Origin of the sequence: Nocardia sp. XZ_19_385, assembly GCF_015355755.1 — a bacterium.
Lineage (GTDB): Bacteria > Actinomycetota > Actinomycetes > Mycobacteriales > Mycobacteriaceae > Nocardia.
Genome location: NZ_JACVEE010000002.1, coordinates 679,691 through 703,893, shown reverse-complemented (window position 1 = coordinate 703,893; position 24,203 = coordinate 679,691). Strand labels below are relative to the sequence as shown.

At 68.5% G+C, this 24,203-nt stretch carries 23 protein-coding genes and 1 riboswitch; of the genes, 13 read left to right on the top strand and 10 right to left on the bottom strand.

The window, feature by feature from the left end:
- Window positions 1-23: 23 nt before the first annotated feature.
- On the top strand, window positions 24-1,487 hold the full coding sequence (locus tag IBX22_RS15935) for a DUF4185 domain-containing protein (protein ID WP_375540243.1): 1,464 nt from the start codon (window positions 24-26) through the stop codon (window positions 1,485-1,487).
- Between the two features lie 13 nt (window positions 1,488-1,500).
- Here the strand turns inward: IBX22_RS15935 and IBX22_RS15930 are convergent, their stop codons facing one another.
- Complete coding sequence (locus IBX22_RS15930; RefSeq protein ID WP_194816352.1) at window positions 1,501-2,553, bottom strand: fused (3R)-hydroxyacyl-ACP dehydratase subunits HadA/HadB; 1,053 nt, start codon at window positions 2,551-2,553, stop codon at window positions 1,501-1,503.
- Window positions 2,554-2,670: 117 nt separating this feature from the next.
- Entirely contained in the window at window positions 2,671-4,290 is a 1,620-nt protein-coding gene (locus IBX22_RS37465; protein WP_228538829.1) for a hypothetical protein, read from the bottom strand.
- 84 nt (window positions 4,291-4,374) lie between these two features.
- Here IBX22_RS37465 and IBX22_RS15920 point away from each other — a divergent pair, with 84 nt between their 5' ends.
- The gene (locus IBX22_RS15920; protein WP_194816351.1) at window positions 4,375-4,824 is read left to right on the top strand and encodes a DUF3151 domain-containing protein; all 450 of its coding nucleotides are present in this window, start codon (window positions 4,375-4,377) and stop codon (window positions 4,822-4,824) included.
- 3 nt (window positions 4,825-4,827) lie between these two features.
- Entirely contained in the window at window positions 4,828-5,976 is a 1,149-nt protein-coding gene (locus IBX22_RS15915; RefSeq protein ID WP_194816350.1) for an aromatic acid exporter family protein, read from the top strand.
- A gap of 1 nt (window position 5,977) precedes the next feature.
- On the opposite strand, the gene IBX22_RS15910 is transcribed toward IBX22_RS15915, so the two are convergent.
- Both IBX22_RS15910 and IBX22_RS15905 read right to left on the bottom strand, forming a co-directional pair.
- Window positions 5,978-6,763, bottom strand: coding sequence for a site-2 protease family protein (locus IBX22_RS15910; RefSeq protein ID WP_194816349.1), 786 nt, complete (start codon window positions 6,761-6,763; stop codon window positions 5,978-5,980).
- Window positions 6,760-7,422 carry a hypothetical protein gene (locus tag IBX22_RS15905; protein ID WP_228538828.1) on the bottom strand — a complete coding sequence of 221 codons (663 nt, stop codon included), beginning with the start codon at window positions 7,420-7,422 and terminating at the stop codon, window positions 6,760-6,762. Before IBX22_RS15905 ends, IBX22_RS15910 begins: the two co-directional genes overlap by 4 nt.
- Window positions 7,423-7,642: 220 nt before the next feature.
- On the opposite strand from IBX22_RS15905, the gene IBX22_RS15900 reads away from it, so the two are divergent.
- The 5 genes from IBX22_RS15900 (at window position 7,643) to IBX22_RS15880 (ending at window position 13,953) form a co-directional block, all read left to right on the top strand.
- Entirely contained in the window at window positions 7,643-8,932 is a 1,290-nt protein-coding gene (locus IBX22_RS15900) for an adenylosuccinate synthase (protein ID WP_194816347.1), read from the top strand.
- Between the two features lie 115 nt (window positions 8,933-9,047).
- Window positions 9,048-9,431: a hypothetical protein gene (locus IBX22_RS15895; protein WP_194816346.1), complete on the top strand. Its 384-nt coding sequence runs from the start codon at window positions 9,048-9,050 to the stop codon at window positions 9,429-9,431.
- Window positions 9,432-9,591: 160 nt separating this feature from the next.
- A complete protein-coding gene (locus IBX22_RS15890; RefSeq protein WP_194816345.1) occupies window positions 9,592-12,192 on the top strand; it encodes a LuxR family transcriptional regulator in 2,601 nt (866 codons plus the stop codon).
- A gap of 285 nt (window positions 12,193-12,477) precedes the next feature.
- Window positions 12,478-13,386 carry a hypothetical protein gene (locus IBX22_RS15885; protein ID WP_309234634.1) on the top strand — a complete coding sequence of 303 codons (909 nt, stop codon included), beginning with the start codon at window positions 12,478-12,480 and terminating at the stop codon, window positions 13,384-13,386.
- Between the two features lie 273 nt (window positions 13,387-13,659).
- The gene (locus IBX22_RS15880; RefSeq protein WP_194816344.1) at window positions 13,660-13,953 is read left to right on the top strand and encodes a hypothetical protein; all 294 of its coding nucleotides are present in this window, start codon (window positions 13,660-13,662) and stop codon (window positions 13,951-13,953) included.
- Window position 13,954: 1 nt separating this feature from the next.
- Here the strand turns inward: IBX22_RS15880 and IBX22_RS15875 are convergent, their stop codons facing one another.
- Together IBX22_RS15875 and IBX22_RS15870 are read right to left on the bottom strand one after the other, a co-directional pair.
- Window positions 13,955-14,521, bottom strand: a complete 567-nt coding sequence (locus tag IBX22_RS15875) for a methylated-DNA--[protein]-cysteine S-methyltransferase (protein WP_194816343.1) — start codon at window positions 14,519-14,521, stop codon at window positions 13,955-13,957.
- Between the two features lie 50 nt (window positions 14,522-14,571).
- A complete protein-coding gene (locus IBX22_RS15870; RefSeq protein WP_194816342.1) occupies window positions 14,572-14,871 on the bottom strand; it encodes a hypothetical protein in 300 nt (99 codons plus the stop codon).
- Window positions 14,872-14,934: 63 nt separating this feature from the next.
- Here IBX22_RS15870 and IBX22_RS15865 point away from each other — a divergent pair, with 63 nt between their 5' ends.
- Window positions 14,935-16,440: a PLP-dependent aminotransferase family protein gene (locus IBX22_RS15865; RefSeq protein WP_194816341.1), complete on the top strand. Its 1,506-nt coding sequence runs from the start codon at window positions 14,935-14,937 to the stop codon at window positions 16,438-16,440.
- A gap of 1 nt (window position 16,441) precedes the next feature.
- Here IBX22_RS15865 and IBX22_RS15860 read toward each other — a convergent pair whose 3' ends face one another.
- On the bottom strand, window positions 16,442-17,539 hold the full coding sequence (locus tag IBX22_RS15860) for a CaiB/BaiF CoA-transferase family protein (protein ID WP_194816340.1): 1,098 nt from the start codon (window positions 17,537-17,539) through the stop codon (window positions 16,442-16,444).
- Window positions 17,540-17,704: 165 nt separating this feature from the next.
- Between IBX22_RS15860 and IBX22_RS15855 the strand changes: the two genes are divergently transcribed.
- Complete coding sequence (locus IBX22_RS15855) at window positions 17,705-18,187, top strand: DUF456 domain-containing protein (RefSeq protein ID WP_194816339.1); 483 nt, start codon at window positions 17,705-17,707, stop codon at window positions 18,185-18,187.
- Here IBX22_RS15855 and IBX22_RS15850 read toward each other — a convergent pair whose 3' ends face one another.
- Both IBX22_RS15850 and IBX22_RS15845 read right to left on the bottom strand, forming a co-directional pair.
- Window positions 18,188-19,042, bottom strand: coding sequence for an amidohydrolase (locus IBX22_RS15850; protein ID WP_194816338.1), 855 nt, complete (start codon window positions 19,040-19,042; stop codon window positions 18,188-18,190).
- A 53-nt stretch (window positions 19,043-19,095) separates the two neighbouring features.
- Window positions 19,096-20,484, bottom strand: coding sequence for an FAD-dependent oxidoreductase (locus IBX22_RS15845; protein ID WP_194816337.1), 1,389 nt, complete (start codon window positions 20,482-20,484; stop codon window positions 19,096-19,098).
- Between the two features lie 250 nt (window positions 20,485-20,734).
- Here IBX22_RS15845 and IBX22_RS15840 point away from each other — a divergent pair, with 250 nt between their 5' ends.
- From IBX22_RS15840 to IBX22_RS15830, 3 genes are all read left to right on the top strand, one after another.
- Window positions 20,735-21,187, top strand: a complete 453-nt coding sequence (locus IBX22_RS15840) for a DUF4878 domain-containing protein (protein WP_194816336.1) — start codon at window positions 20,735-20,737, stop codon at window positions 21,185-21,187.
- 51 nt (window positions 21,188-21,238) lie between these two features.
- Window positions 21,239-21,354: riboswitch (SAM riboswitch) on the top strand.
- A 15-nt stretch (window positions 21,355-21,369) separates the two neighbouring features.
- On the top strand, window positions 21,370-21,786 hold the full coding sequence (locus tag IBX22_RS15835; protein ID WP_194816335.1) for a rhodanese-like domain-containing protein: 417 nt from the start codon (window positions 21,370-21,372) through the stop codon (window positions 21,784-21,786).
- A 25-nt stretch (window positions 21,787-21,811) separates the two neighbouring features.
- Window positions 21,812-23,026 (top strand): O-succinylhomoserine sulfhydrylase, encoded by a 1,215-nt coding sequence (locus IBX22_RS15830; protein ID WP_194816334.1) that lies wholly within the window; start codon window positions 21,812-21,814, stop codon window positions 23,024-23,026.
- 60 nt (window positions 23,027-23,086) lie between these two features.
- On the opposite strand, the gene fgd is transcribed toward IBX22_RS15830, so the two are convergent.
- Complete coding sequence (gene fgd / locus IBX22_RS15825; protein ID WP_194816333.1) at window positions 23,087-24,097, bottom strand: glucose-6-phosphate dehydrogenase (coenzyme-F420); 1,011 nt, start codon at window positions 24,095-24,097, stop codon at window positions 23,087-23,089.
- Window positions 24,098-24,203: the final 106 nt, after the last annotated feature.

Below are 24,203 nucleotides of genomic sequence, written 5' to 3'. Positions count from 1 at the left end.
GCTGCCGGGTAGGGTCGGTCGCTGTGTCCAAAGCCAGGCAACTGCTGGCCGCGGCAGGGGCCGCGGTGCTGTGCAGCTCAGTCGATCCGGTGGCCGTCGCGACCCCGAAAACCGAACCGGCGCAGGTGATCCCGGGCGTCGGCCCATGCCTGAGCGATCCGGAGCCGGTGCACGAGGGGCTGGTCCCCAAGACCCTCGAGGTGCCGATCCCGTATCCGGTGGTCACGGTGCTGCCGCCGCCGGGGCCCGAGCCCACGCCGGTGCGCACCCGGATGCAGCTGCCCGCCGATCCGTGCGTGAATCCGTGCCCGGACCTCACCGATACCGCGGCGCCGCCGCCGAGTCTGGCGAATCGGCTCGGTATCCCGGAAATCCTGTTGCGCCCCAATCCTTTCTACTTCGCCGTTCCCGGGCCCGGCCCGGATCCGGGCCAGGTGCCGCCCGCTCCGCCGCGCGTGGAACCGCCCACCGAGCCTGCCCCGCAGGCGCCGGGCCGGGCCGCGCCGCGCGTCGGCGAGGTTCGCGAGATCGCGAAGCTGACCGGTGCGAATTCGGTCAACCGCACCGACAAGCGCTGGCAGGTCGACGGCACCGACCTGGGCATCATGTGGGAGAGCGCGCCCGGGGAGATCGCCACCGCCTTCGGCGACACCGTCGGCCGCGGCTTCCATCCGCCGGGCGGCATGGGCGGGGACTGGCGCAGCAATGTGCTGGCCTTCAGCACCGACCGGGACCTGTCCGACGGCGTGACCTACGACTCGATGGTGACCGACGACCGCTGCCACGCCGCGGAGGTGCTGTCCAGCCGCAAACTCGACAATGTCGAGATAACCACCATTCCCACCTCGGGTTTCGCGCTCGGCGACCGGCAGTACATGAGCTACATGTCGATGCGCACCTGGAACAGCGTGCCGGGCACCTTCTTCACCAACTATGGCGGCATCGCCTACTCCGACGACCACGGCCAGACCTGGACCAAGGACCCGTACGCGCGCTGGGACAACATCTTCGGACTCGCGAATTTCCAAGTGACGGCGATGGTTCCGCAGGGTGAACATGTCTACATGTTCGGCACCGCCAACACCCGGCTCGGCGCGGCCGGGGTGGCCCGGGTGGCCAAGGATCAGGTCCTCAACACCAGCGCCTACCAGTACTGGAGTGACGGAAAGTGGCGCGCGGTAGGCAGTTCCGCTGCGACGCCGATCGTCGACGCGCCCGCCGCCGAGCTGTCGGTGCGCTACGACGCCGCGCGCAAGGTCTGGCAGATGAGCTATCTGGACACCGCGCAGGCGGCGATCGTTGTGCGCGAAGCGAATTCACCGCAGGGGGAGTGGTCGGGCGGCACGCCGATGGTGACGGTGGCCGATCACGCCGAGCTGTACGGCGGATTCATCCATCCGTGGTCGACCGGGCGGGAGCTGTACTTCACCATCTCCACCTGGAGCGACTACAACGTCTACCTGATGCGGGCGACGCTCGAGAATTAGGCGCTGGGTTCGATCAGGCGAAGCGCACTTCGGCCAGCGCGCGGCCGAACAGCTTGCGACCATCGGCGGAACCGCTCAGCATGATTGTCCCGCTGCGGGTTCCGGCATCCAGCGACTTGATCTTGCCGCTGAAATCGACGGTGGTCGCCGCGTCCGCGGCGACCGGGACGAACCCGGAGAACCGCACGCTGAACTTCTCGATGGCGGTGGGGTCGCCCAGCCAGGAGGTCAGATATTCGGCGGCCAGGCCCATGGTGAGCATGCCGTGCGCGACCACGGTCGGCAGGCCGACCAGCTCGGCGGCGCGGTCGCTGAAATGGATCGGGTTCGGATCGCCCGAGACGCCGGCGTAATTGGCCAGGTCACCGCGGGTCAGCCGGGCGGAACCCGAGGGTAGCGCGGTGCCGGGGGTGAGCTCGTCGAACGCGGGGAGGGTGTGCACGAGGGCCGGCTCGCGCGCCGGGACAGCTGGCACGGCGCCCGGGGGTAGCTCGATGAGCGGGCCGTTCTCGTCCAGCTCGGAGGGCCGGACGTGCATGAAGATGCTCTCCACGGCATCCACCAGATTCGGGTCCACATCGGCGCCGCGGCGGGCGACGATGGTGCTGGAGCCGACCAGAGCGATCTCGCCGTGCTGGTTGCGCAGCACGAACTTCACGTGGATGAAGTCGTTGTCGCCGAACTGGCGCAGCGAATCGATCACGACCTCGGTCTGCACGCGGTCACCCGCGAGGATCGGGCGGTGCATCTCGAAGACCTGATCGGTCTGCAGCACCTGGGTGAGGTCGTATTCGGTGAGCACCGAGTCCAGCAGTGCGCGGGTGCTGGCCATGCCGATCACCGAGGCGAAGGTCGGCGGCGCGATGAGGCCCTCGTAACCGAGCTTGCGGGCGTCGGGCTCGCGCTGATGCGCACCATGATGATTCTGGACGGCGCGGGCGAACTCGCGCACCTTCTCGCGGCCGACCTCATAGTGATCGCGCACCTGGAAGCGTCGTCCGGCCAGCCCAGTCGTCTGCTCGACGGCCCCGGTTTCCGGTTGCGCCATCGTCTGTTGCCTCATCATGATCCGGGCCATGTTACTGGCGTATCGGACCAGTGACCAGGTGAGTGTGACGCGGGCTACGGGTGACCTGGGCCTCCGCCAGCAGGGCGTTTACCCTGCTTGACGGAAGCCCGGCGCTCAGCTGCCGGCCGGGGGATCGCAGACCTTCCAGCCGCTATCGGTGCGCTCCAGGTCGAAGGTGCGCGCCGACTTCTTCGACGGATCGGCCGCGGTGTAGACGGTGGCCTGGGCCAGCGCCTTGCTGTCGGTGATCTGAATGGCGTCCACCTCGTCGATCACCGGGATGGTCTTCTGCTCCGCCGACAACTTGTGCACACCGGCGAAGTCGGCCTCGGGCAGCTTCGCGTAGAACTCGTGCAGCGCACCGCAGGTGCTGTTGCGCAGTGCCGCGAGGTCGCCGTCCTTCAGCGCGCTGGTGTAGTCGCCGATCGCGGAGCGGACCTGGGCCTCCGGCGAACCGTCCGAACGGTTGGCGAAGGCGGCCCCGCCCACGATCAGAGCGATGACCACCGCGGCGGCCGCGCCCGCACCGATCAGCAGGCGCTTGGACTTCCCGGAATCGGGCGTAGCGGTGGGGGCGGCCGGTTCGACTCGCTGCGGCGCGGCCATCGGCGGCGGCTGGTGTGGCCGCTGTTGTTGCTGGCCCGCGGGCTGGAACACCGACTGCACCGGCAGCGTCATCTGCACATCCGCGGGCGACTGGGCCTGCGGCACCCGGCGCGGCTGCGGCGGCTGTTGCTGCTGCGGGGGGCCTTGCTTACCAGGCTGTTTCGGGCCCGGCGCCGGACGCGGGGTCATCGGCGGCTTGGTCATCGGGGCCGGGCGCGGTGCGGCGGCGTCGGTGCGGATCTTCTGGGTGGCCTGCTGATCCGGGCGGGGTTGCACCGGGATCGCGGTGGTCTTCGCGTCGTCCTGCGGCTTCGGGACGATCTTCATCGCCACGGTCTCGGCGTCGGCGCCGGCCACGTTCGGCGCGGGCGGCGGCGGGGGCACGTTGGCCGGCTCGTCGTTCTGCATCGCGACGGTGTCGGCGGCGTCGTCGTCGGCAGGGGCCTTGTCGGCGGGTGCCGGTGACGCGGACTTGTCCGGGCGCTGCTGGATCTTCATGACGACGGTCTTCGCGTCCGAACCGGCGGGCTGGTCGTCGGATTCGGTTGCTTCGCCAGCGGTTTCGGCGGTCGCGGGTGCCTGCACCGCGGCGGCGGGCGCGGTCTCCGGCTTGACGTCCTCAGGCGCGGGCTTCGCCTCGGTGACTTCGGGCTTCGGCTCGGTGACTTCGGGCGCGGGCTTCGGCTCGGCGGCCTCGGACGTGGTCTTCGACTCCGTGGTCTCGGACGTGGTCTCCGGCTTCGTGGTTTCCGGCTTGGTGACTTCGGACCCTGTCTTCGTCTCGGCGGCACCGGGCTCGGCTTCGGCCACAGGCGCTTTCGACTCGTCCGAAGAATCGGCTTGCGCAGGCTTCGAGCCCTTGGCGGGCTCCTCGGTCTTCCACTCGCTCTTCTTGGACGCGCCGGTCGCGATCTCGACCGTCTTCGCCTGAGAGCTGACGGCTTCGGGCCGATCATCTTTCGGCGCGGCCGCGGCCATGGACACGGTCGGGGCGGCGGTCGAATGCTTGACGGTGGGGGCGTCGGCGTCGGCGGGCGGTTCCACGGGGGCGTCGGGGCGCGCGTCCTTCGCGTCCTGCGGACCGGTGGATTCCGGAGCCGGCTTCTTCTCGTCGTTCGGGTCGGACACCTAATACCCCTCGCTCAGGCGGAACATGTGGAACTCGACGGCCAGCCTAGTGGGCATATCGGTCCTACATGCAGAATGAACCGCATGACCTCCTTCGGTGACTTACTCGGACCGCAGCCGGTACTCCTCCCGGAAAACACGGATGCGGAGGAGGCGCTGCTCAACAAGGCCGACCCGGTGCAGGTCGCGGCCGGCCATCCGGCGGCCTCGATCGCCTGGGCCTACCTCGCTGAGGCGGCGCTGACCCGCGGTGGCGCGGACGGCCCGGACGCCACGGTGAACCACGACATCGTCTCCGCCTACGCGTTCGCGCGCACCGGCTACCACCGCGGCCTGGACTCGTTGCGCCGCAACGGCTGGAAGGGTTTCGGCCCGGTGCCGTGGAGCCACGAGCCCAACCAGGGCTTCCTGCGCAGCGTCGGCGCACTGGCCCGCGCGGCCAAGGTGATCGGTGAGACCGAGGAATACGCGCGCTGCCTCGACCTGCTCGAGGACTGCGACCCGCGGGCCGCGGCGGAACTCGGACTCGGGTAGTAGTTGCTGGATCCGAACTCTCGGATTGTCGTAGCCCGGACCACCGGCGCAGATCGGCTGCGCAAGTCCTGGGCGCGGCTGCGGCTGTCCTGGTTGCCGATCGTGCAGTGCGCGCTCGGCGCCGCGCTGGCCTGGTCGGTCGCGCACTACATCATCGGGCACCCGCAGCCGTTCTTCGCGCCGACCGCCGCGGTGGTCTCCATCGGCGTCTCCTTCGGCGCCCGACTACGCCGTTCGGTGGAGCTGGTGGTCGGCGTGGCGGTCGGCATCGGCATCGGTGACCTCTTCATTTCCCGGGCGGGCACCGGGATCTGGCAGATCGCGCTGGTGGTCGTCGTGGCCATGGCGCTCGCGGTCTTCGTCGACGGCGGCTCGATCATCACGATGCAGGCCGCGAGTTCGGCGGTACTGGTCGCGACCCTGATGCCGCCCTCTACGGGCACCGGTTTCCCGCGCATGATCGACGCCCTGGTCGGCGGCCTGGTCGGCGTGGTGATGGTGGCCGCGATCCCGCTGCACCCGGTGCGCCGGGCCCGCGAGCAGGCCGCGGAAGTCTGTGCGGTGATGGGCAAATCGCTGGCCTTGTGCGCCGACGGACTGCTGGAGCAGGATCAGGACAAGATCCAGTCCGCGCTGGATTCGGCCCGGGCGACCCAGGCGCAGATCGATTCGCTGCGCTCGTCGCTGGAGGGCGGCCGGGAGATCAGCCGGATCTCGCCGCTGTACTGGAATTCACGCCGCCGCCTGGATAATATCCGCGCCACCGCCGACCCGCTGGACAACGCGATCCGCAATACCCGAGTCCTGTTGCGCCGCTCCCTGACCCTGGTGCGTGACGACGAGATCCTCGACTCCCGCCTGGTCGAGGAGGTGCGCAAGCTGGCCGAAGCCGTCGACGTGGTGCGCCAGATGATGCTCGCCGACCCCGGCGAACAGCCCGATGCGGCCGAGGCCGCGCGGGTGCTGCGTGTGGTCGCCAAGGGTGCGAAACCCGAAATGGTCCAGGGTGCGGGGCTTTCCGCGCATGTCGTGTTCGCGCAGGTGCGCTCGATCGTGGTCGACCTCATGCAGGCCTGCGGTATGCAGCGGATCTCCGCGATCGCGCTGCTCCCGCCAACCGTGCCGCACCCCTACGTGCCGCCCGAGGACTGACCTAGGTCCAGAACCGGGTGAGGCTGGAGCCGTAGCTGCTCCAGAACGCGGGCACCCCGGACAGTTCGTAGATCCAGTAGACCGCGTCGAAGAACACCCGGTTGATCTGCGGGGTGAAGATCAGCGCGAACAGGATGAGCATGCCGAAAGGCTTGAACTGCTCCAGCGTCTGGCGGGTCTTGTAGCTCAGCGACGGCTCGAGGATGCCGTAGCCGTCCAGGCCCGGGATCGGCAGGATGTTCAGCACGAACGCGGTGATCTGCAGGAACGCCAAGAAGCTCAGGCCGAACCAGAAGACCGCGTGGGTCTGCAGGTCGCCGAAGATCCGGATGATCGCCAGCAGCAGGATGCCGCAGGCCAGGTTGACCGCGGGGCCCGCGAAGCTGATCAGCCGCTGGATCCGCGGGCTGAAATTGTGGCTGTGCACATACACCGCGCCGCCGGGCAGGCCGATGCCGCCGAGCGCGATGAACACCATCGGCAACACGATCGACAGCAGCGGATGCGAGTACTTCAGCGGATTCAGCGTCAGGTAGCCGCGCATTTCCACGTCCTGATCACCGGCCCGCCACGCGGTGTAGGCGTGTGCGAATTCATGCAGGCAGAGCGTGACCACCCACCCGGCTACCACCAGCACGAAGACGCCGAGCTTGGCCAGGTTGGAATCGATGTCGTCGACCGAGATCCAGGCGAGCACGCCGCCGGCGATCGCGAGCGCCACGACGCCCAGGAACACCGGGCTCGGGCGCACCGCACCGGTCCGCTTGCGCGGGAAGGAGTACGTCATCGGACCAGCAGCCAGGAGTCGTTATGCCGGTAGAAGCTCGAGCGCGGGACGGTCCGCTCGGAACGGATACCGTCGCGCGTGACCACCGCGCCGGGGGTGCCGAGCTGGGCCGCCCGGCCTTCCAGCCAGACCCGTCTGCTGAAGCGGCCGCGCTTCACCGTGGCCCGCACGCCGGGCAGGTGCAAGCTCGGGGAAATCTGCATGGCGGTGACCATGCCGGAGAACAGCTGGTTCTCGTCCACGTACGCCTCACCCTCCAGTTTCGCGCCGTCCACGCCGGTGATGGTCGCGCGACCGACCAGCACGGTGCCGGTGTCGTCGCGGATCAGTGGCGTCGCGGTAGCCCGGCCGTCGATCGCGCGCTTGGCCGCGGCATTGCCGGTGCCGGTCTGATAGGCGCGCGAACCGTAGGTCTTGTCGATCGGCACGTAGCCGATCTCGACGTGCAGCCGTTCGGTCTTCATCAGGTGGGTCAGGACCGCGGCCAGCGCGGCGTCCTCGCCGAGCACGATCAGCCGGGGCAGGCTGTCGGCGGCGAGTACGGGAAGCAGTTCGTCGATGACGGAGGTGGCCGGGATAGCGGCGGTGGGAGTGGTGGGCAGTGCCGCGAGCGCGATGGGAACCGGTGCGCCGTCGCAGCGGAGAACGTGGGTACTCAAACTGCCGTACACCCCTCCTCGTTCCGGGCCGACGCACCCGGCGTGGGGTGGACGACAATGGCCGCATTCCGCCCAACCATACCGGCCGATTCTCGTTTGTCCCGCCCTGCGACCAGGCTGGTCACAGGGCGTCGGCTAAAATAAGTTACCGGCCACCTCCTCCAGACGGGCAGGTAGCTGCAACACGAGTGTGTTGCGCCTCGAACCGTAGGAGACAACGATGCCGGCGATCGTCCTGATCGGCGCCCAGTGGGGCGACGAAGGTAAGGGCAAGGCCACCGATCTACTGGGTGGCCGCTTGCAGTGGGTGGTCCGTTACCAGGGCGGCAACAACGCCGGTCATACCGTGGTGCTGCCCAACGGCGACAAGTTCGCCCTGCACCTGATCCCCTCCGGCATCCTCACCCCGGGTGTCACCAATGTCATCGGCAACGGTGTGGTGGTCGATCCCGGCGTGCTGCTCGCGGAGCTGGCCGGTCTCGAAGAGCGCGGCGTGGACACCTCCGGCCTGCTGCTCTCGGCCGACGCGCACCTGATCATGCCGTACCACGTGGCCATCGATAAGGTCACCGAACGCTTCCTCGGCAACAAGAAGATCGGCACCACCGGCCGCGGTATCGGCCCCTGCTACCAGGACAAGGTCGCCCGCGTCGGTGTCCGCGTGGCCGACGTGCTGGACGAGAAGATTCTCACCCAGAAGGTCGAGGCCGCACTGGAATTCAAGAACCAGGTGCTGGTCAAGATCTACAACCGCCGCGCGCTCGAGCCGCAGCAGGTAGTGGACGAGGTGCTGGAGAAGGCCGAAGGCTTCAAGCACCGCATCGCCGACACCCGGCTGCAGCTCAACGAAGCCCTGGAGCGCGGCGAGACCGTGCTGCTGGAGGGTTCGCAGGGCACGCTGCTCGACGTCGATCACGGCACCTACCCGTACGTGACCTCGTCCAACCCGACCTCGGGCGGTGCGGCGGTCGGTTCGGGCGTGGGCCCGAACAAGATCACCACGGTGCTCGGCATCCTCAAGGCCTACACCACCCGCGTCGGCTCCGGCCCGTTCCCGACCGAGCTGTTCGACAATTTCGGCGAGTTCCTGGCCAAGAACGGCGGCGAGGTCGGCGTCACCACCGGCCGCGCCCGCCGCTGTGGCTGGTTCGACGCGGTCATCGCCCGCTACGCCACCCGCGTCAACGGCGTCACCGACTACTTCCTCACCAAGCTGGACGTGCTGTCCGGCCTGGACACCGTGCCGATCTGCGTGGCCTACGAGATCGACGGTGAGCGGGTCGAGCAGATGCCGACCACCCAGACCGATTTCCACCACGCCAAGCCCATCTACGAAGAGCTGCCCGGCTGGTGGGAGGACATCTCCGGCGCCAAGACCTTCGAGGAGCTGCCGGCCAACGCGCAGGCGTATGTGCTTCGGCTGGAAGAGCTTTCGGGCGCGCGGGTCTCCTGCATCGGCGTCGGACCGGGTCGCGAGCAGACCATCGTCCGGCACGACGTGCTGGGCTGATCACTCCGTACCTCTTTTGCTGGGCCGCGGCACCCGGTTCCGGTTAGCATGTGGCGAGCACATGATCGGAATCGGTGTGCCTGAGCGGTTTTGAATAAAGGATGGTGTTGTCGACGTGTCGGCTCGGAACCGGAAATTGCGGAATGGGTTCTCGCGGAGCACGTTCCGGGTCGCGATAGGCGCGGTATCGATCGCGCTCGCGACCGGTCTGGCGGGTGTGGCCTTGGCTCAGCCCGCCCAGCCCGGGGTGACTACGCAGGCCCCGCCCCCCGAGCCGGCGCCCGGCGCGGAGGAACCCGCGGACCTGAAGGCGGCCAACCCCCAGGCCCAGCCGGCGCCCCGGGCGCCCCGCACCACGCCCAAGCCGGAGCCGACACCGGAACCCAAGCCGCACGCGGTGCAGTTCGGTGACGTGACAGTGCCGGTCCCCACCGAGGTTCCCGCCGAAGTGGTCGATTCGGTGAATCAGGCGCTCAATGGCGGCCAGCCCCGCCCCTAGGCGGGTAGAATCGACCACCGGCGGCACGCCTTGTCCTCGCGGTTCGCCGGGCCCTCGTCCTGTGTCTGGCACGGTTGTATGAATCTCTCAATAGGGCTGTCTCACACGTGAGTTCGCGGTTGGGTTCGATCATGTTCTTGTAAAGAACTACAGTTAGTACATGGCTCGGAATTGGCCGATGATCGAGCGCGAGACCGAGTTCGAGGCGATCCGGTCCGCGCTCACCGGCACGGGATATGTCGGTACGGTGCTTACCGGCGACGCTGGGGTGGGCAAGACGACGCTGGCCAGGCAGGCCACGGCGGCGGTGGGCGGCAATATTCGCTGGGTCGCGGGGACGGAGTCGGCGCGCAGCATCCCGCTGGGAGTGTTCGCCCACATGGTCGGCGTCTACACCGCGCACGACCCGGTGACGTTCATGTCCGCGGCGCGGGAGGCCCTGCTCGCCGACGGGCACACCATCATCGGCGTCGACGACGCCCATCTGCTGGACCAGCTTTCGGCGACACTGCTGCTGCAACTGGCCATCGACAAGGCCGCGCACATCGTCGCGACCGTGCGCAGCGGCGTGCCGGTACCGGATGCGGTGACCTCGCTCTGGAAAGACGGGCACCTGCTGCGCATCGACCTGAACCCGTTCACGCAGCGGCAGAGTGTCGACCTAGTGGAATCCATGCTCGGCGGGCAGCTGGAAGGCTTCACCGCCAATCTGATGTGGGAGTCCTCCGGCGGAAACGCTTTGTTCCTGCGGCATTTGGTGGAGGGCGCGCTGGAAGCGGGCACGCTGCGCCAGGTGAACGGAGTCTGGCAGCTGCGCGGTCGCGCCGCCGTCACCTCGGAACTGGCCGCGCTGCTGGAGGATCGGGTCGAGCAGCTGCCCGAAGAGGTGCTGCGGGTGCTGGAGTTGCTCACCTTCTGTGAGCCGATCGATCTCGACGTGCTGGCCGGTATCGCCGGTGAGGAAGCGGTCGAGTCGGCCGAAACCCGCGGCGTCATCCGGGTTGTCGAGAACGCGCATCAGTTGATCGTGCGCTACAACCATCCGCTCTTCGGCGAGGTGATCCGGCGCCGGCTCGGTATCGCCTCGGCACGCCGCCTGCGCGGCAAGCTGTACTTCGCGTTGAAGGACCGCAAGATCAATTCCGCCGCCGATCGGATCCGACTGGCCGAATTGGCTTTGGACAGCGATAAATCCGCGGATCTGGAACTGTTCGAGGCGGCCGCGGCCGATGCCATCGCGCTCGCGAATCTGCCGCTCGGCGAGCGTTTCGCCCGGGCCGCGGTGGAACGGCTCGGCGGCGTCGAAGCGGCCGATCTGCTGGCTCGCGCCCTGCTGTGGCAGGGCCATCCGATCGAAGCCGAACGCACCCTCGCCAGCTTCGATCCGGACGAGTTGAACGAGGTGCAGCTGGTGCGCTGGGGCAGCACCCGGGTCTCGAATCTGTTGTGGGCCATGGGTGATGCCGACCGCGCCGACGAGGTACTGGCGCTGGTGCGCGGCAAGGTGACCCATCCCGGTTGCCAGGCCACCCTCGCCGGTCTGGCCTCCGCGTGCGCGGTGAACGAGAACCGGATCGCCGACGCCATCACCGACGCCGACGCAGTCATGCAGGCGAAAAGCGCGCCGCCGTGGGCAGTTTGGTGGGCGGCGTTCGGCGGTGGGCTCGCGCTGGCGTTGATGGGTAAGGGCGAAGCCGCACGGCAGTACGTGGCGCGGGGGCATCAGGTGGAGGGGGAGATCGACGGGCTGAACCGGTTCATGTCCACCCACGCCGAAGTGCTCGCACTGACCTTCACCGGTGAGCTCGACGCCGCAAGGCACTGCGCCGCCAACTATTTCGGCTACTCCGCGCCCGGTCAGTACCTGGCCTGGGGGATGTCGAAGATCCTGCAGGGCACCGCCGACGTCGCGCAGGGCCGTTTCGCCGACGGCATCGAACACCTCGAACAGGCGCTGGCCGCCCTCGCCGCCGAAGGCGCGGCGGCCTGGATGACGCCCGCGAGAATCCGCCTGGCCGAAGCTTATTCGGCGCTCGGCCGCAGCACCGAAGCCGCCGAGACCATCGCCGAAGCCACCCGGCGCGGTGGCCGGCATGTCGCTATCTACGACCCGCAGCTGGAAATCGCGCGCGCCTGCCTGGCCGCCGCCGAAGGGGCGGTCACCCCGGCGATCCGGCTGGCCATGAGCGCCGCCGACGCCGCCGCACGTTCCCAGCAGCACGCCATCGAGGCGATGGCGCTGCATGTCGCGGCTCGTTTCGGCGAACAGTCGGTTGCCGGTCGGCTGGCCGACCTCGCCGCCCGGGTGGACGGGCGGCTCGTCCAGGTCCAGTCCCGGCACGCGGTCGCCCTGGCCGCCCACGACGGGCCTGGATTGGACGCCGCCGCAGCCGAATTCGAGCAGATCGGGGCTTTGCTCTCGGCCGCCGATGCCGCTGCCCAGGCCGCGCTGGCGCACGATCGCGCGGGCGATCGCCGCCGGTTGCACGAATCCGCCGCCACCGCGAACCGCCTCGCCGCCGCCTGCGGTGGCGCCAGCACCCCGTCCCTGCGCCAAGCCGCCCAGCCGCTGCCGCTCACCGTCCGGGAACGCGAGATCGCGAACCTGGTTGCCGCGGGTCTGTCCAACCGGCAGATCGCCGACCGCCTCACCGTCTCGGTGCGCACCGTCGAAGGTCACCTGTACCGGGCCTGCAGCAAGATGGACGTCACCGACCGGGAATCGCTGGGCGCCCTCATCCGGGGAGAATCCCCGGCCTGAATCGGATTGACGCGCAACGACTGTTCGGTGTGTTGCCTCCGGCGTGTTCGGAGACCGGCCCGTCGAGTTGGTCACTCTCTGGCTACCGGCGTGGATCGGTTGATCCCGGACTCGAGCGGGCGATCCTGCCTGAGGAAAGCGATGGAATCGCATCGATGCTGGTAAAGACGGTGTCTGGGTAGCTTCCCTCGACTTGACAGCAACTGTTCAGCAATGGTTATCGTGCGTGCGCCGGTACGCAGGGACGTACCGCCTGATCTCAATTCCTGATGGTGGTGGTTCGACGTGACTCGTCGGTACAGCGAAATGAACAACCCGACAGCACGGCGTCTCGCCCGTCCCACCGCCGGCCTGCTGCCCTTGGCCATCGCGCTCGCCTGCGCGGCCCCGGCAATCGCTGCCCCCGCGCCGGTCCAGCCCGGCATCGCCACCCCGAGCGCGCCGGCCCAGCCGACCCCTTCGCCGGTCCAGCCCGGCGTCGCCGATGAGGGCCAGAACTCCCTGGCCGGCAACACCCCACGGCCCGATGACGACCTGACCATGCAGCGCGTGCGCCCGGCACCGGACACCTCCGCGGCCCCGCCGATCGACAACGATCTGCACTGGCCCACCCCCGTCGAGCCGGTTGCGCCGATTGCCCCGCCGCCGAACATGCTCCGGATCGGTGACTTCACCACGACGGTCCCCGACGAGGTCCCGCGTGCCGTGCTCGACGGCGTGAACAGCACAGCGGCGGAATCGGAAGCTTTCGTCGCCACCCAGGGCCGCTCCGTCGGCATCAATCCCAGCCGCTCGGACAAGATCGCCGCGGCCACCGCCGCCGGCGCGCTCGGCGGCGCCGCCCTCGCCGGCATCCCCATGGCGGTGGTCGGAGGTGTCGGTGGCGGCCTGATCGGCGCGGGCATCGGCGCCGGTGCCGGGTTCGCGGTCGGCGTCGCCGGTACCGCCGCGGCCACCGCGATCATTTCGGGCGCGGCTGCCGTCCCCACCGCCGGCGCGGGTGCGATCCCGGCCATCGTCGGCGGCTTCGTCGCGGGCTGGCCGATCGCCGCCGCCAGCACCGGTGCGGGCGCCCTGATCGGCGGCGCCGTGGGTGCCGCCGTGGGTGCCGCTGTCCTCGGCATTCCGTCCGCGGCCGTCGGTGGTGTACTCGGCGGTCTTGCCGCGGGCGGCTACGCCGCCACCGCCCTGTAGTTCGGGCATTCCGCTCAGTCTTTGTCTGTGCCAGCGCGCGAGCCTGTGACCAGCATGGTCGTGACCCTGGGCCCTCGTCGCCCTGGACGAGAGGGCGGGTCTGCAACCTTCCGCGCGGTGAGTTACCGTCGGTGCACCCTGGGACGTGACGCTGCCGGTCCATCCCAAGCGGGCACCGATTGACCTGCCCGAATTCGAAAACGCGTGTGCCGGTTGCTGCCCGGATCGGGTGGCCGGGAAGACCGTCGAAACTGTTGATGTGGAAGGTTGTGGATGGATTTGAGGTTGCCGGTTCGGGTCGGTGCGGCGGTGCTGGCGCTCGGATTGCTGGCGGGGTGTGGGTCGGACCAGGGGTCGGAGCCGACCAGTACCGTGCCGCTGACCTCCGCGGTGGATCCGGCCTCCCGGACGTTGAGCCCCGAGCAGGAGCGCAATGTGCGGATCCAGAAGCAGTTGGTGGAGCTCGGCTGCGACACCAACAGTTGCATTCAGACGTATTTCGCGTGCATGGACGGGCAGCTCACCGGCGATCCGTGTGAGTTCTACCAGCGGCATCCACTGAACTGAGTCAGAAGAGGGTGGGTTCGCCGAAGCCCGGGGTGCGTTCGATCTGCAGCAGACGCTGTTTGGTGACGATCCCGCCGGGGGCGGAGAAGCCATGCAGGGCGTGGTCGGCGGCGAGCACGCGGTGGCAGGGGATGATCAGCGGAATGGGGTTGCGGCCCAGGGCTTGTCCGACGGCCTGGGCGGCGCCGGGCGCGCCGATGCGGTCGGCGACCTGGCCGTAGGTCAGGGTGTGGCCGGGGGCGATGGCGCGGGTGACGTCGTAGACGGCGCGGTGGAAATCGGGAATTCCACTGGTGTCCAACGGGATCCAGTGCAAGTCGTCGAGTTCGCCGGCCAGGTGGGCGCGGATGCCCGCGACGGCGTCGGCGATCGCGCCGCTGGGCTCGGACTCGGGAATCGCGTCGGTGCTCGCGGAGCGGCGGCGCGTGATTCGCGCGCGGGTGGCGGCCGGGCTCGATTCGGGCAGTTGGAATCGGATCACGGCACCGCCGCTCCAAGCGATCGCGCAGACGCCGATCGCGGTCTCGAAAAGCGCTGCCTCGGCGGGCAGTCGAGTGGACGCACTCATAGGGCTAAGTGTGCACCTCTGGTCTGACATCACCGAAAGGACCAGTCCAGTCACTGAAAACTGGCCTGGACCGAACCGCAGCTCGGATTCGGGTTGGTCATCCGCAGCACCCGCGGGGCTTCCGGGACCGGCGGCGCGTCGACATCCGGCACATCGCTGCGGCCGTAGATCGCAGCCAGATCCGAATATTGGCGCTGAGCTTCATAATCCGGCGCCGTAGTCGATTCGAAGAGCGGTCCGGGCCCGACGAATCGTTCGAGCCGAAAGAGGTCCTGCCGACGTGGAGGTGCGAAGTGATAGATCGCGTAGACGAAGGCAGCCATCGCGAGGAAGGTCATTAATCCGGTCATAAATGACAGCTTGCGCGCAACTGGCCTTGCCAAGAAAGAGCCAATCCAGGAATACTGGCCTGTATGGCTACGAGAGTGATCGGCGCGGGCAGTTTGGCCAGGGATCTGGGCAACTGGCGCAGTGTGGGCGAAGACGACGAGGCGGGCAGCCGCCGCTCGGCCCGCCCGGCATATCTGGCGCTGGCCGAGGGGATCCGGCTGCTCATCCACGACGGCCGCGCCCCGCTCGGCGTCGCGCTGCCCAGCGAGCGCGATCTGGCCACCACCCTCGGGGTCAGCCGCACCACCATCACCTCCACCTACGCGCTACTGCGCGAGCACGGCTACCTGATCAGCCGGCAGGGCTCACGCAGCACGGTGGCGCTGCCGCCGGCGGTGCCGCACGACGGCACCCGCCCGGCCCGCAGCATTCTGGCCATGATGGCGCAGCCGGAGCTGGCCACCGTCGACATGACCTATGCCGCCATGGCCGCCCCGCTGGAGATGCAGGAGGCGTACGCCACTGCGCTGGAAGGGATTCCGGCGTACCTCGGCACGCACGGTATGGACCCGGTCGGCCTGCTCGCGCTGCGGGAGGTGGTGGCCCGCCGCTACACCGAGCGCGGCCTGCCCACCGAGCCGGACCAGATCCTGATCACCCTCGGCGCCCAGCACGGCCTGCGTCTGCTGCTCAATGTGCTCACCGCGCCCGCCGCCCGGGTGCTCATCGATCACCCCTCCTATCCGAACGCGATCGAGGCGATCCGCGATGTCGGCGCGCGCCCGATCCCGGTGCCGCTGCTGCCGGCCGGTTCGTCGGGCGGTGGCTGGGATCTGGACGGAATCCGCAGCGCCGCACGGCAAACCGCCGCCACCCTGGCGTATCTGGTGCCCGACTTCAATAATCCGACGGGGTTGCTGCTGGACGAGGCGGGCCGCGCCGAACTCGCCGCCATCGCCCGCGAGACGCGGATGACGGTGGTGGTCGACGAGTCCATGGTCGACCTGAACCTGACCGACGCACCCATGCCGCCGCCGGTGGCCGCGTTCGCCAAGGGCGCTGAAATCGTCACCATCGGTTCGGCTTCCAAGTCCTTCTGGGGTGGTCTGCGCGTCGGCTGGGTCCGCACCAATCAGGCGCTGATCACCAAGCTGCTCGGCATCCGCTCCACCGTCGACCTCGGTACGCCGGTGATGGATCAGCTGGCCACCATCCACCTGCTCGAAAACGCGGGGGTCATTCTGGACCGCCGCCGCGACCAATTGCGTTCCCAGCGTGCGGTTCTCATGACCGCACTGGCCGACGAGCTGCCCGAGTGGCGGGTCAGCCCGGGCGCGGGCGGTATGTCGCTGTGGGCCCAGCTTCCCGCACCGGTCTCGACAGCGCTCGCCGCCACCGCGCCCAACCACGGCGTATTACTCGCCGCCGGACCACGTTTCGGCGTCCAGGGCGCTTTCGAGCGTTTCATCCGCCTGCCCTACACCCACCCGGAGGCGGACCTGCGGCTGGCGGTCAAGGGCATCGCCGCCACCTACGAGGCCCTGACGCCGCGCGCTGCGGAGCCGTTGCAGTCCCTCACCCTGTACTGACCTAGTCGGCCCAGACGGATTCGATCGGGGTCGCCTCGTTCGGCGGCGGGGTGGGGATGGCCGCCGGGGTGCGCGAGAAGCGCGGGGCAGGAGCGTGCTGGACGACACCGTCGATATCCACGAGTCCGGTGCGCGCCACGATGTGCTCGTTCGCGGTGGCCTCGGTCAACGTCAGCACCGGGGTGGTGCAGGCGTCGGTGCCGTCGAAGATCGCGGTCCACTCGTCGCGGGTCTTGGTCTTGAACTTCTCGGTGAACAGCTTCTTCAGCTCGTCCTGGCCGTTCGGGTCGATCTGCATCGGCAGGCCCGCGGGATCGATCTCCAGGCCCTGCAGCAGCTCGGCGTAGAACTGCGGCTCGATCGCGCCGACCGCCATGTACTTGCCGTCGGAGGTTTCGTAGGTGTCGTAGAACGCCATGCCGGTGTCGAGCAGGTTGGTGCCGCGCTCGTCGGACCACAGGCCCACGCCGCGCATGCCCCAGATCATGTGCGAAAGGGCCAGCGCGCCATCGATCATGGCGGCGTCGATGACCTGACCCTTGCCCGAGCTCTGCCGCTCCACCAGCGCGGCGAGCACGCCGAACACCAGGAACATCGAGCCGCCGCCGAAGTCGCCGACCATGTTCAGCGGCGGCACCGGGCGCTCACCCTTGCGGCCGATCGCGTTCAGCACGCCGGTGAGCGAGATGTAGTTGATGTCGTGGCCGGCGCGGTCGGCCAGCGGGCCGTCCTGACCCCAGCCGGTCATCCGGCCGTACACCAGCCGCGGGTTGCGGGCCAGCGCCGCGTCCGGGCCCAGGCCCATGCGCTCGGTGACACCGGGGCGGAAGCCTTCGATCAGCACGTCGGCCTTCTCGATCAGCCCGAGCACCTTCTCGATGTCGGCCGGGTCCTTCAGGTTCGCCTCGACGATGGTGCGGCCACGCCACTGCGGACGCTCCATGAAGCCCGGCAGCAGGTTCGGCCGCTGCACGCGCACCACGTCGGCACCGAGGTCGGCGAGCAGCAGCGCCGCGTGCGGTCCCGGCCCGATACCGGCCAGCTCGACAACCTTGATGCCCGCGAGCGGACCCTGCTTGGCGGTGGATGGAGTGCTCACGCCCTACCTCGGTTCTTCGTTGATCCAGAGTCCTCCGGACGGACCGGAGCTGTATTGACAGTATGACAATAACGCCCGAACCCGCTTCCGGAACCTCCGCTGTGCACGCAACCAGCAAGTAGGCGAGAATTCGAGCAACCGAACAAGACCGGAGGGGCATTTCTCGTGAGTGTGTGGGGCGAGGTCGTTGTCGGCCTGGCAATTCTGATCGGCTTGCTCGGGATCATCGTCCCGATCCTGCCCGGCGTCATCCTGATCTTCGCCGCCATCCTGGTCTGGGCGATCATGACCGGCGGCACCACCGCCTGGATCATCTTCGCCGTCGCCACGGTCTTCCTGGTGCTCTCGGGCGTCATCAAATACACCTGGCCGGGCCGCAAGATGAAGGAAGCGGGCGTCTCCAACCGCGCCCTGTTCATCGGCGCGATCCTCGGCATCGCCGGCTTCTTCATCATCCCGATAATCGGACTGTTCGTGGGATTCGTGCTCGGCGTCTACCTGTCCGAATACCAGCGCCTGAAGCAGGGCGAACCCGCCTGGCAGACAACCAAACACGCCCTCAAGGGCGTCGGCCTGTCCATGCTCATCGAACTCTTGGGCGCCCTGCTCGCCACCGGCATCTGGCTCATAGGAGCCTTCGTCGCCTGACTAGCGCTCGATGATGGGCAGCGGCAGGGTGGCGTTGGGGTCGAGGACGGGGAGGTGCTCGCGACGAAGCGGAAGCGTGGGCGGGTCGCCGTGCGAGAGCGGTGGGGTCGAGCGGGAGCGCGGCGGGAGGCGGTAGAAGTCGCGGGCGTTGTCCTCCAGGACGGCGAACATGTCGGTGCCGACGACGTCGCAGATCAGGTCGACATCGGAGTCCTGGAAGGGGCGGCCGGCGCGGGTGCCCGGGAGGTCGGTGCCGAACATGAGGGCCTGGGGGTTCACGGCGTGGATGCGGCGGATGGCGTGGGCGACATTCATCGCCACCCGGCCGAAACCTGTTGCCTTGACCCGGGCTCCGCGGTCGACCAGGTCCAGGAGATACGGCAGGCTCTCCTCGGACATCCCCAGATGGTCGATGGAGAGCGCGGGGAGTTTCGAGATCACCGGCTGCAGGGAGGCCAGCATCGACCCGTCGATGTAGACCTCGACGTGCCAGCCGACCAGATCGTGCGCCCGCAGCGCCTGCAAGGTCATGCCGGTGATGTCGGCGGCGGCGCGCTTGAGGTTGAACCGCAAGGCGCGCACGCCGATTCGATCCAGTTCGATGATCTCGTCGTCGGACGCTTCCAGGTTCAGCGCCGTGACCCCGACCCAGCCCGGACCCAGCTCGGCCAGCGCCGCCTTCATAAAGGATTGGTCGGTGCTCTGGAACGACGCGATGACCACCGCCCCACCGCCGACATCGAAGCGCGCCATGCGCTTTCGATAATCGGCGATGGTGTACGGGTCGGGCAGATAGCCCTCGTTCTCGATCAGCGGGAACCGCGGATCGATGATGTGGACATGGGCATCGAACACTTGTACAGAATGCCTCAGTTACGGAGTTTTCGCTGCCGTGGAAGGCGCTCCGGCTAGACCTTGTTGGGTTCGCTGGCGCGCAGCATGTCCTCGCGCTCGACGACCTTGACCCGCTCGCGGCCCTCCGGCTCGCCCAGGGCGCGCTCGTGCGCGTCCAGGCGGTACCAGCCCTGCCAGGTGGTGAACGGGATGCCCTTGCCCTCGAGGAACGCGGTGACTGCGTCCAGCTCCGGCTCCGGGGCCGGGGTGAAGTTCGCGCTGTCGTCGAGCAGGCAGGCCACGGTCTCGTTGGCGTCGCCCTTGGTGTGACCGATCAGGCCGACCGGGCCGCGCTTGATCCAGCCGGTGACGTAGGTGGCCGGCAGGTAGCGCGCGGCGCCGTCGGCATCCTCGTCGGCCAGCACGCGACCGGCCTCGTTCGGCACGGTGCCCGCCTGCTCGTCGAAGGGAAGGTTGTTGATGTTCTGCGAGAGGTAGCCGACCGCGCGGTAGATCGCCTGCACATCCCACTCGCGGAACACGCCGGTGCCCTTGACGTTTCCGGTGCCGTCGAGCTGGGTGCGCTCGGTGCGCAGGCCGACGACCTTGCCGTCGGCGCCGAGCACCTCGGCGGGCGACTCGAAGAAGTGCAGGAACAGCTTGTGCGGACGGCTGCCCTGGTCGCGGATCGCCCACTGCTCCAAGGTGTTGGCGACCATGTCGACCTGCTTGGAGTGGCGGCGCGCGGCCTCGGAACCGGCGTCGTAGTCGATGTCCTCGGGGTCGACGATGACCTCGATGGTCGGCGAGTGGTCGAGCTCGCGCAGCTCCAGCGGCGTGAACTTGGCCTGCGCCGGGCCGCGACGGCCGAACACGTGCACCTCGACGGCCTTGTTGTTCTTGAGGCCCTGGTAGACGTTCGGCGGGATCTCGGTCGGCAGCAGTTCGTCACCGGTCTTGGCGAGCACGCGCGCCACGTCGAGCGCGACGTTGCCGACGCCGAGCACGGCGACCTTCTCCGCGTCCAGCGGCCATTCGCGCGGCACGTCGGGGTGGCCGTCGTACCAGGACACGAAGTCCGCGGCGCCGTAGGAGCCGTCCAGGTCGATGCCCGGGATGTCGAGTGCGCGGTCGGCGTTGGCGCCGGTCGAGAAGATGACCGCGTCGTAGAAGCGCCGCAGATCGTCGAGGGTGATGTCGGTGCCGTAGTCGATATTGCCGAGTAGGCGGACCTGCTCTTTGTCGAGCACCTTGTGCAGGGCGGTGATGATGCCCTTGATGCGCGGATGGTCCGGCGCGACGCCGTAGCGGATCAGACCGAACGGCGCGGGCATGCGCTCGTACAGGTCGATACTCACCTCGGCATCGGATTTCATCAACGCGTCGGCGGCGTAGATACCGGCCGGTCCTGCGCCCACGATCGCGATGCGGAGCGGGCGAGTGGCTGCACTCTGTTCGGTCATCTCTTACGCGCACCTTCGGTCGAAAAATAATGGCGTCCTTCTTAGCCTAGGCTAAGTAGAGCTGCCGCTGCGGTTGCCCCTGACGATGCGGCTGGTGCTGCTGGCTCGTAACTGCGAAGCCACCAGGTCGCTCCCGTGCCGCACAGCCACATGGTGATGGTGCCCAGACCACGGTCTCGCGATTCTATCGGTGACGCCACCGACCGCCTGCACGGGTGCCGCCGACCAGGGATAAGGGATCATCGACACCATGACCGAGCAGCAGCCCAAGCCAGAGGACGAACCGATCCTGGTCGAACAGACCGACCAGCGGTCCATGACGCCGTTCATCGCCGCCGCGGTGCTGACCGCGATCGTGCTGGTGGCGGTGTTCGCGGGCGGGCTGCTGTCCCCGGCTGAGAAAAATGTCACAGAATCGGACCGGATCTCCGCAGCCGTCAGCAATTACGTCGGCGGGCGCGCGCAGCAGGACGAGGTGCCCGCGCCGGGCACCGCGTGCGCCGGGTTCGACGAGGCCAAGTCGCCGCTGGCCGCGCAGTTCGGGGCGGGTGGCCGAAAGTCGGTGGAGGTCGCCAGGATCGAGGGGCAGTCCGTCAACGGGGACAAAGCCAAGGCCACCGTCACCACCAACATGGACGGCAAGGAGACCACCGAAACGTGGAACCTGGTCCGCGCCGACGGCAAATGGCTGGTCTGCAACTGACCCGATTCCGGTGTTTGACAGCCCGGCCCCTGTCCAGGCAATCTCAGTCCAGGTCATGAGCACCAGCGCCAAGCCCCGGCTCGCTGGTCGGCAACCCTCCTCCGCGGTGGGGTGCTCCGGGTGACGACCTGGCACGCATCCGAACCCCGATGCGGCAAGTGCGGATTCACAGGAGGATCGACATGACTTACGCCGGCGACATCACCCCGCAGCAGGCGTGGGACCTGTTGCGCGAGCACCCCGAAGCCGTCCTGATCGACGTGCGCACCGAAGCCGAATGGCGCTTCGTCGGCGTACCCGACACCACCGCGATCGAGCGCCCCACCGTGCTCATCGAATGGGTCGACGGCACCGGCGCGCGCAACCAGGCCTTCGCCGACCAGCTCAGCAAAGCCCTCGACGGCCGCGCCCCGGAAGCCCCCGTGGTGTTCCTGTGCCGCTCCGGCCAGCGCTCCGCGCATGCGGCGACCGTGGCCACGCAGCTCGGCATCGCGCCGGCCTACAACGTTGACGAAGGCTTCGAGGGTCCGCTCGACGCGAACGGTCACCGCGGTGGCGCCGGTTGGCGCGCCCAGGGCTTGCCGTGGCGGCAGTCGTGACCACGAGTTCTGTGGAGGAACAGTCATGATCACTGGTGGTGCGTTCGACAAGCCGCTGCCCGAAGGCGTCGGCCCGGCCACCCTCGGCGTGCGAGGCGGCTTGCGGCGCAGCGGTTTCGAGGAAACCTCCGAGGCGCTGTACCTGAGCTCCGGTTTCGTCTACGAGAGTGCCGAAGCGGCCGAGGCGTCGTTCACCGGCGAGATCGAGCACTTCGTCTACTCCCGCTACGGCAACCCGACGGTGGCCATGTTCGAGGAGCGGATGCGGCTGATCGACGGCGCCGAAGCGTGTTTCGCGACCGCGAGCGGCATGTCGGCCGTCTTCACCGCGCTCGGCGCGCTTTTGGGCGCCGGCGATCGGCTGGTGGCCGCGCGCAGCCTGTTCGGTTCCTGTTTCGTGGTGTGCAACGAGATCCTGCCGCGCTGGGGTGTGGAGACCGTCTTCGTCGACGGTGACGACCTGGACCAGTGGGAGCAGGCGCTGTCGGTGCCGACCCAGGCGGTGTTCTTCGAGACGCCCGCCAACCCGATGCAGACCCTCGTCGACGTGCGCAAGGTCTCCGAGCTCGCCCATGCGGCGGGCGCGAAAGTGGTGCTGGACAACGTCTTCGCCACCCCGCTGCTGCAGCGCGGCTTCGACCTCGGCGCCGACGTGCTGGTCTACTCCGGCACCAAGCACATCGACGGCCAGGGCCGCGTCCTCGGCGGCGCCATCCTCGGCGACCACGACTACATCGACGGCCCGGTGAAAAACCTGATGCGCCACACCGGTCCGGCGCTGAGCCCGTTCAACGCCTGGACCTTGTTGAAGGGCCTGGAGACGATGCCGCTGCGGGTGAACCACTCCGCTGCTTCGGCTTTGCGCGTCGCGCAGTTCCTGGACGAGCACAAGGCGGTGAACTGGGTGCGCTACCCGTACCTGGAATCGCATCCGCAGCACGCTCTGGCCAAGAGCCAGATGAGCGCGGGCGGCACCGTGGTCACCTTCGAGCTCAACGCCCCGGCCGACGAGGCGAAGAAGCGTGCCTTCGAGGTGCTGAACCGCTTGCGCATCGTCGACATCTCCAACAACCTCGGCGACTCCAAGACCCTCATCACGCACCCGGCGACCACCACGCACCGCGCGATGGGCCCCGAGGGCCGCGCCACTATCGGTCTCACCGACGGCGTGGTCCGGATCTCGATCGGCCTCGAGGACGTCGAAGACCTCCTCGGCGACCTGGATCACGCCCTGAGCTGAGCTACGGCAGAGACGAAACACCCCCCGGTGCGCCGGGGGGTGTTTTTCTTTGTGCTGGGCTCAGCCCAGGGCGCGCAGGCGGGGGGCCAGGTCGCGCTGGAACAGGTCCAGGAAGCGGCGCTGGTCGTGGCCGGGGGCGTGGAAGACCAGGTGGTTCAGGCCCGCGTCGAGGTAGGGCTTGATCAGGTCGACGGCCTGGTCCGGGTCGCTGGCGACGATCCAGCGCTTGGCGATCTGCTCGATCGGCAGCGCGTCGGCGGCGGTCTCCATTTCGATCGGGTCGGTGATGGAGTGCTTCTGCTCCGGGGTCAGCGAGAGCGGGGCCCAGAAGCGCGTGTTCTCCAGGGCCAGTTCGGGATCGGTGTCGTAGGAGATCTTGATCTCGATCATCCGGTCGATGGTGGCGACGTCGCGGCCGGCCTTGGCGGCGCCTTCGGCGACGGCGGGCATCAGCTTCTCGGTGTAGAGGTCCATGCCCTTGCCGGAGGTGCAGATGAAACCGTCACCCGCGCGGCCGGCGTACCGGGCGACCAGCGGGCCGCCGGCGGCGACGTAGATCGGGATGCCGCCCTTGGGCACGTCGTAGATGGAGGCGCCGACGGTCTTGTAGTACTGGCCGTCGAAGTCGGTGCGGTCGCCGGTCCACAGCGCGCGCATCAGGTCGACGGCTTCGCGCAGCCGCCCGAAACGCTCCTTGAACTCCGGCCATTCACCGGTGTATCCGGTGGCGATCTCGTTCAGCGCCTCACCGGTGCCCACACCGAGCATGACGCGGTCCGGGTACAGGCAGCCCATGGTGGCGAAGGCCTGCGCGATCACCGCCGGGTTGTACCGGAAGGTCGGGGTGAGCACCGAGGTGCCGAGCTGGATGCGCTTGGTGCGTTCACCGACCGCCGCCATCCAGGCCAGCGAGAACGGCGCGTGCCCACCCTTGTGCCGCCACGGCTGGAAGTGGTCGCTGACGGTGGCGCTGTCGAGGCCGTGCTCCTCGGCGAGCACCGCGATTTCTACCAGTTCGCGCGGCCCGAACTGTTCGGCCGACGCCTTGTATCCCAGCTTGAGATCACCCATGTGCGCACTCCTGTCGCTTCGCTGCTGCGGCCGGGCGCGGGAGTCCCCGCTTTCGACCGACCTTCTTCGACGATAGGCCCGCCCGTCGCCCGGCCACCACCCCTCA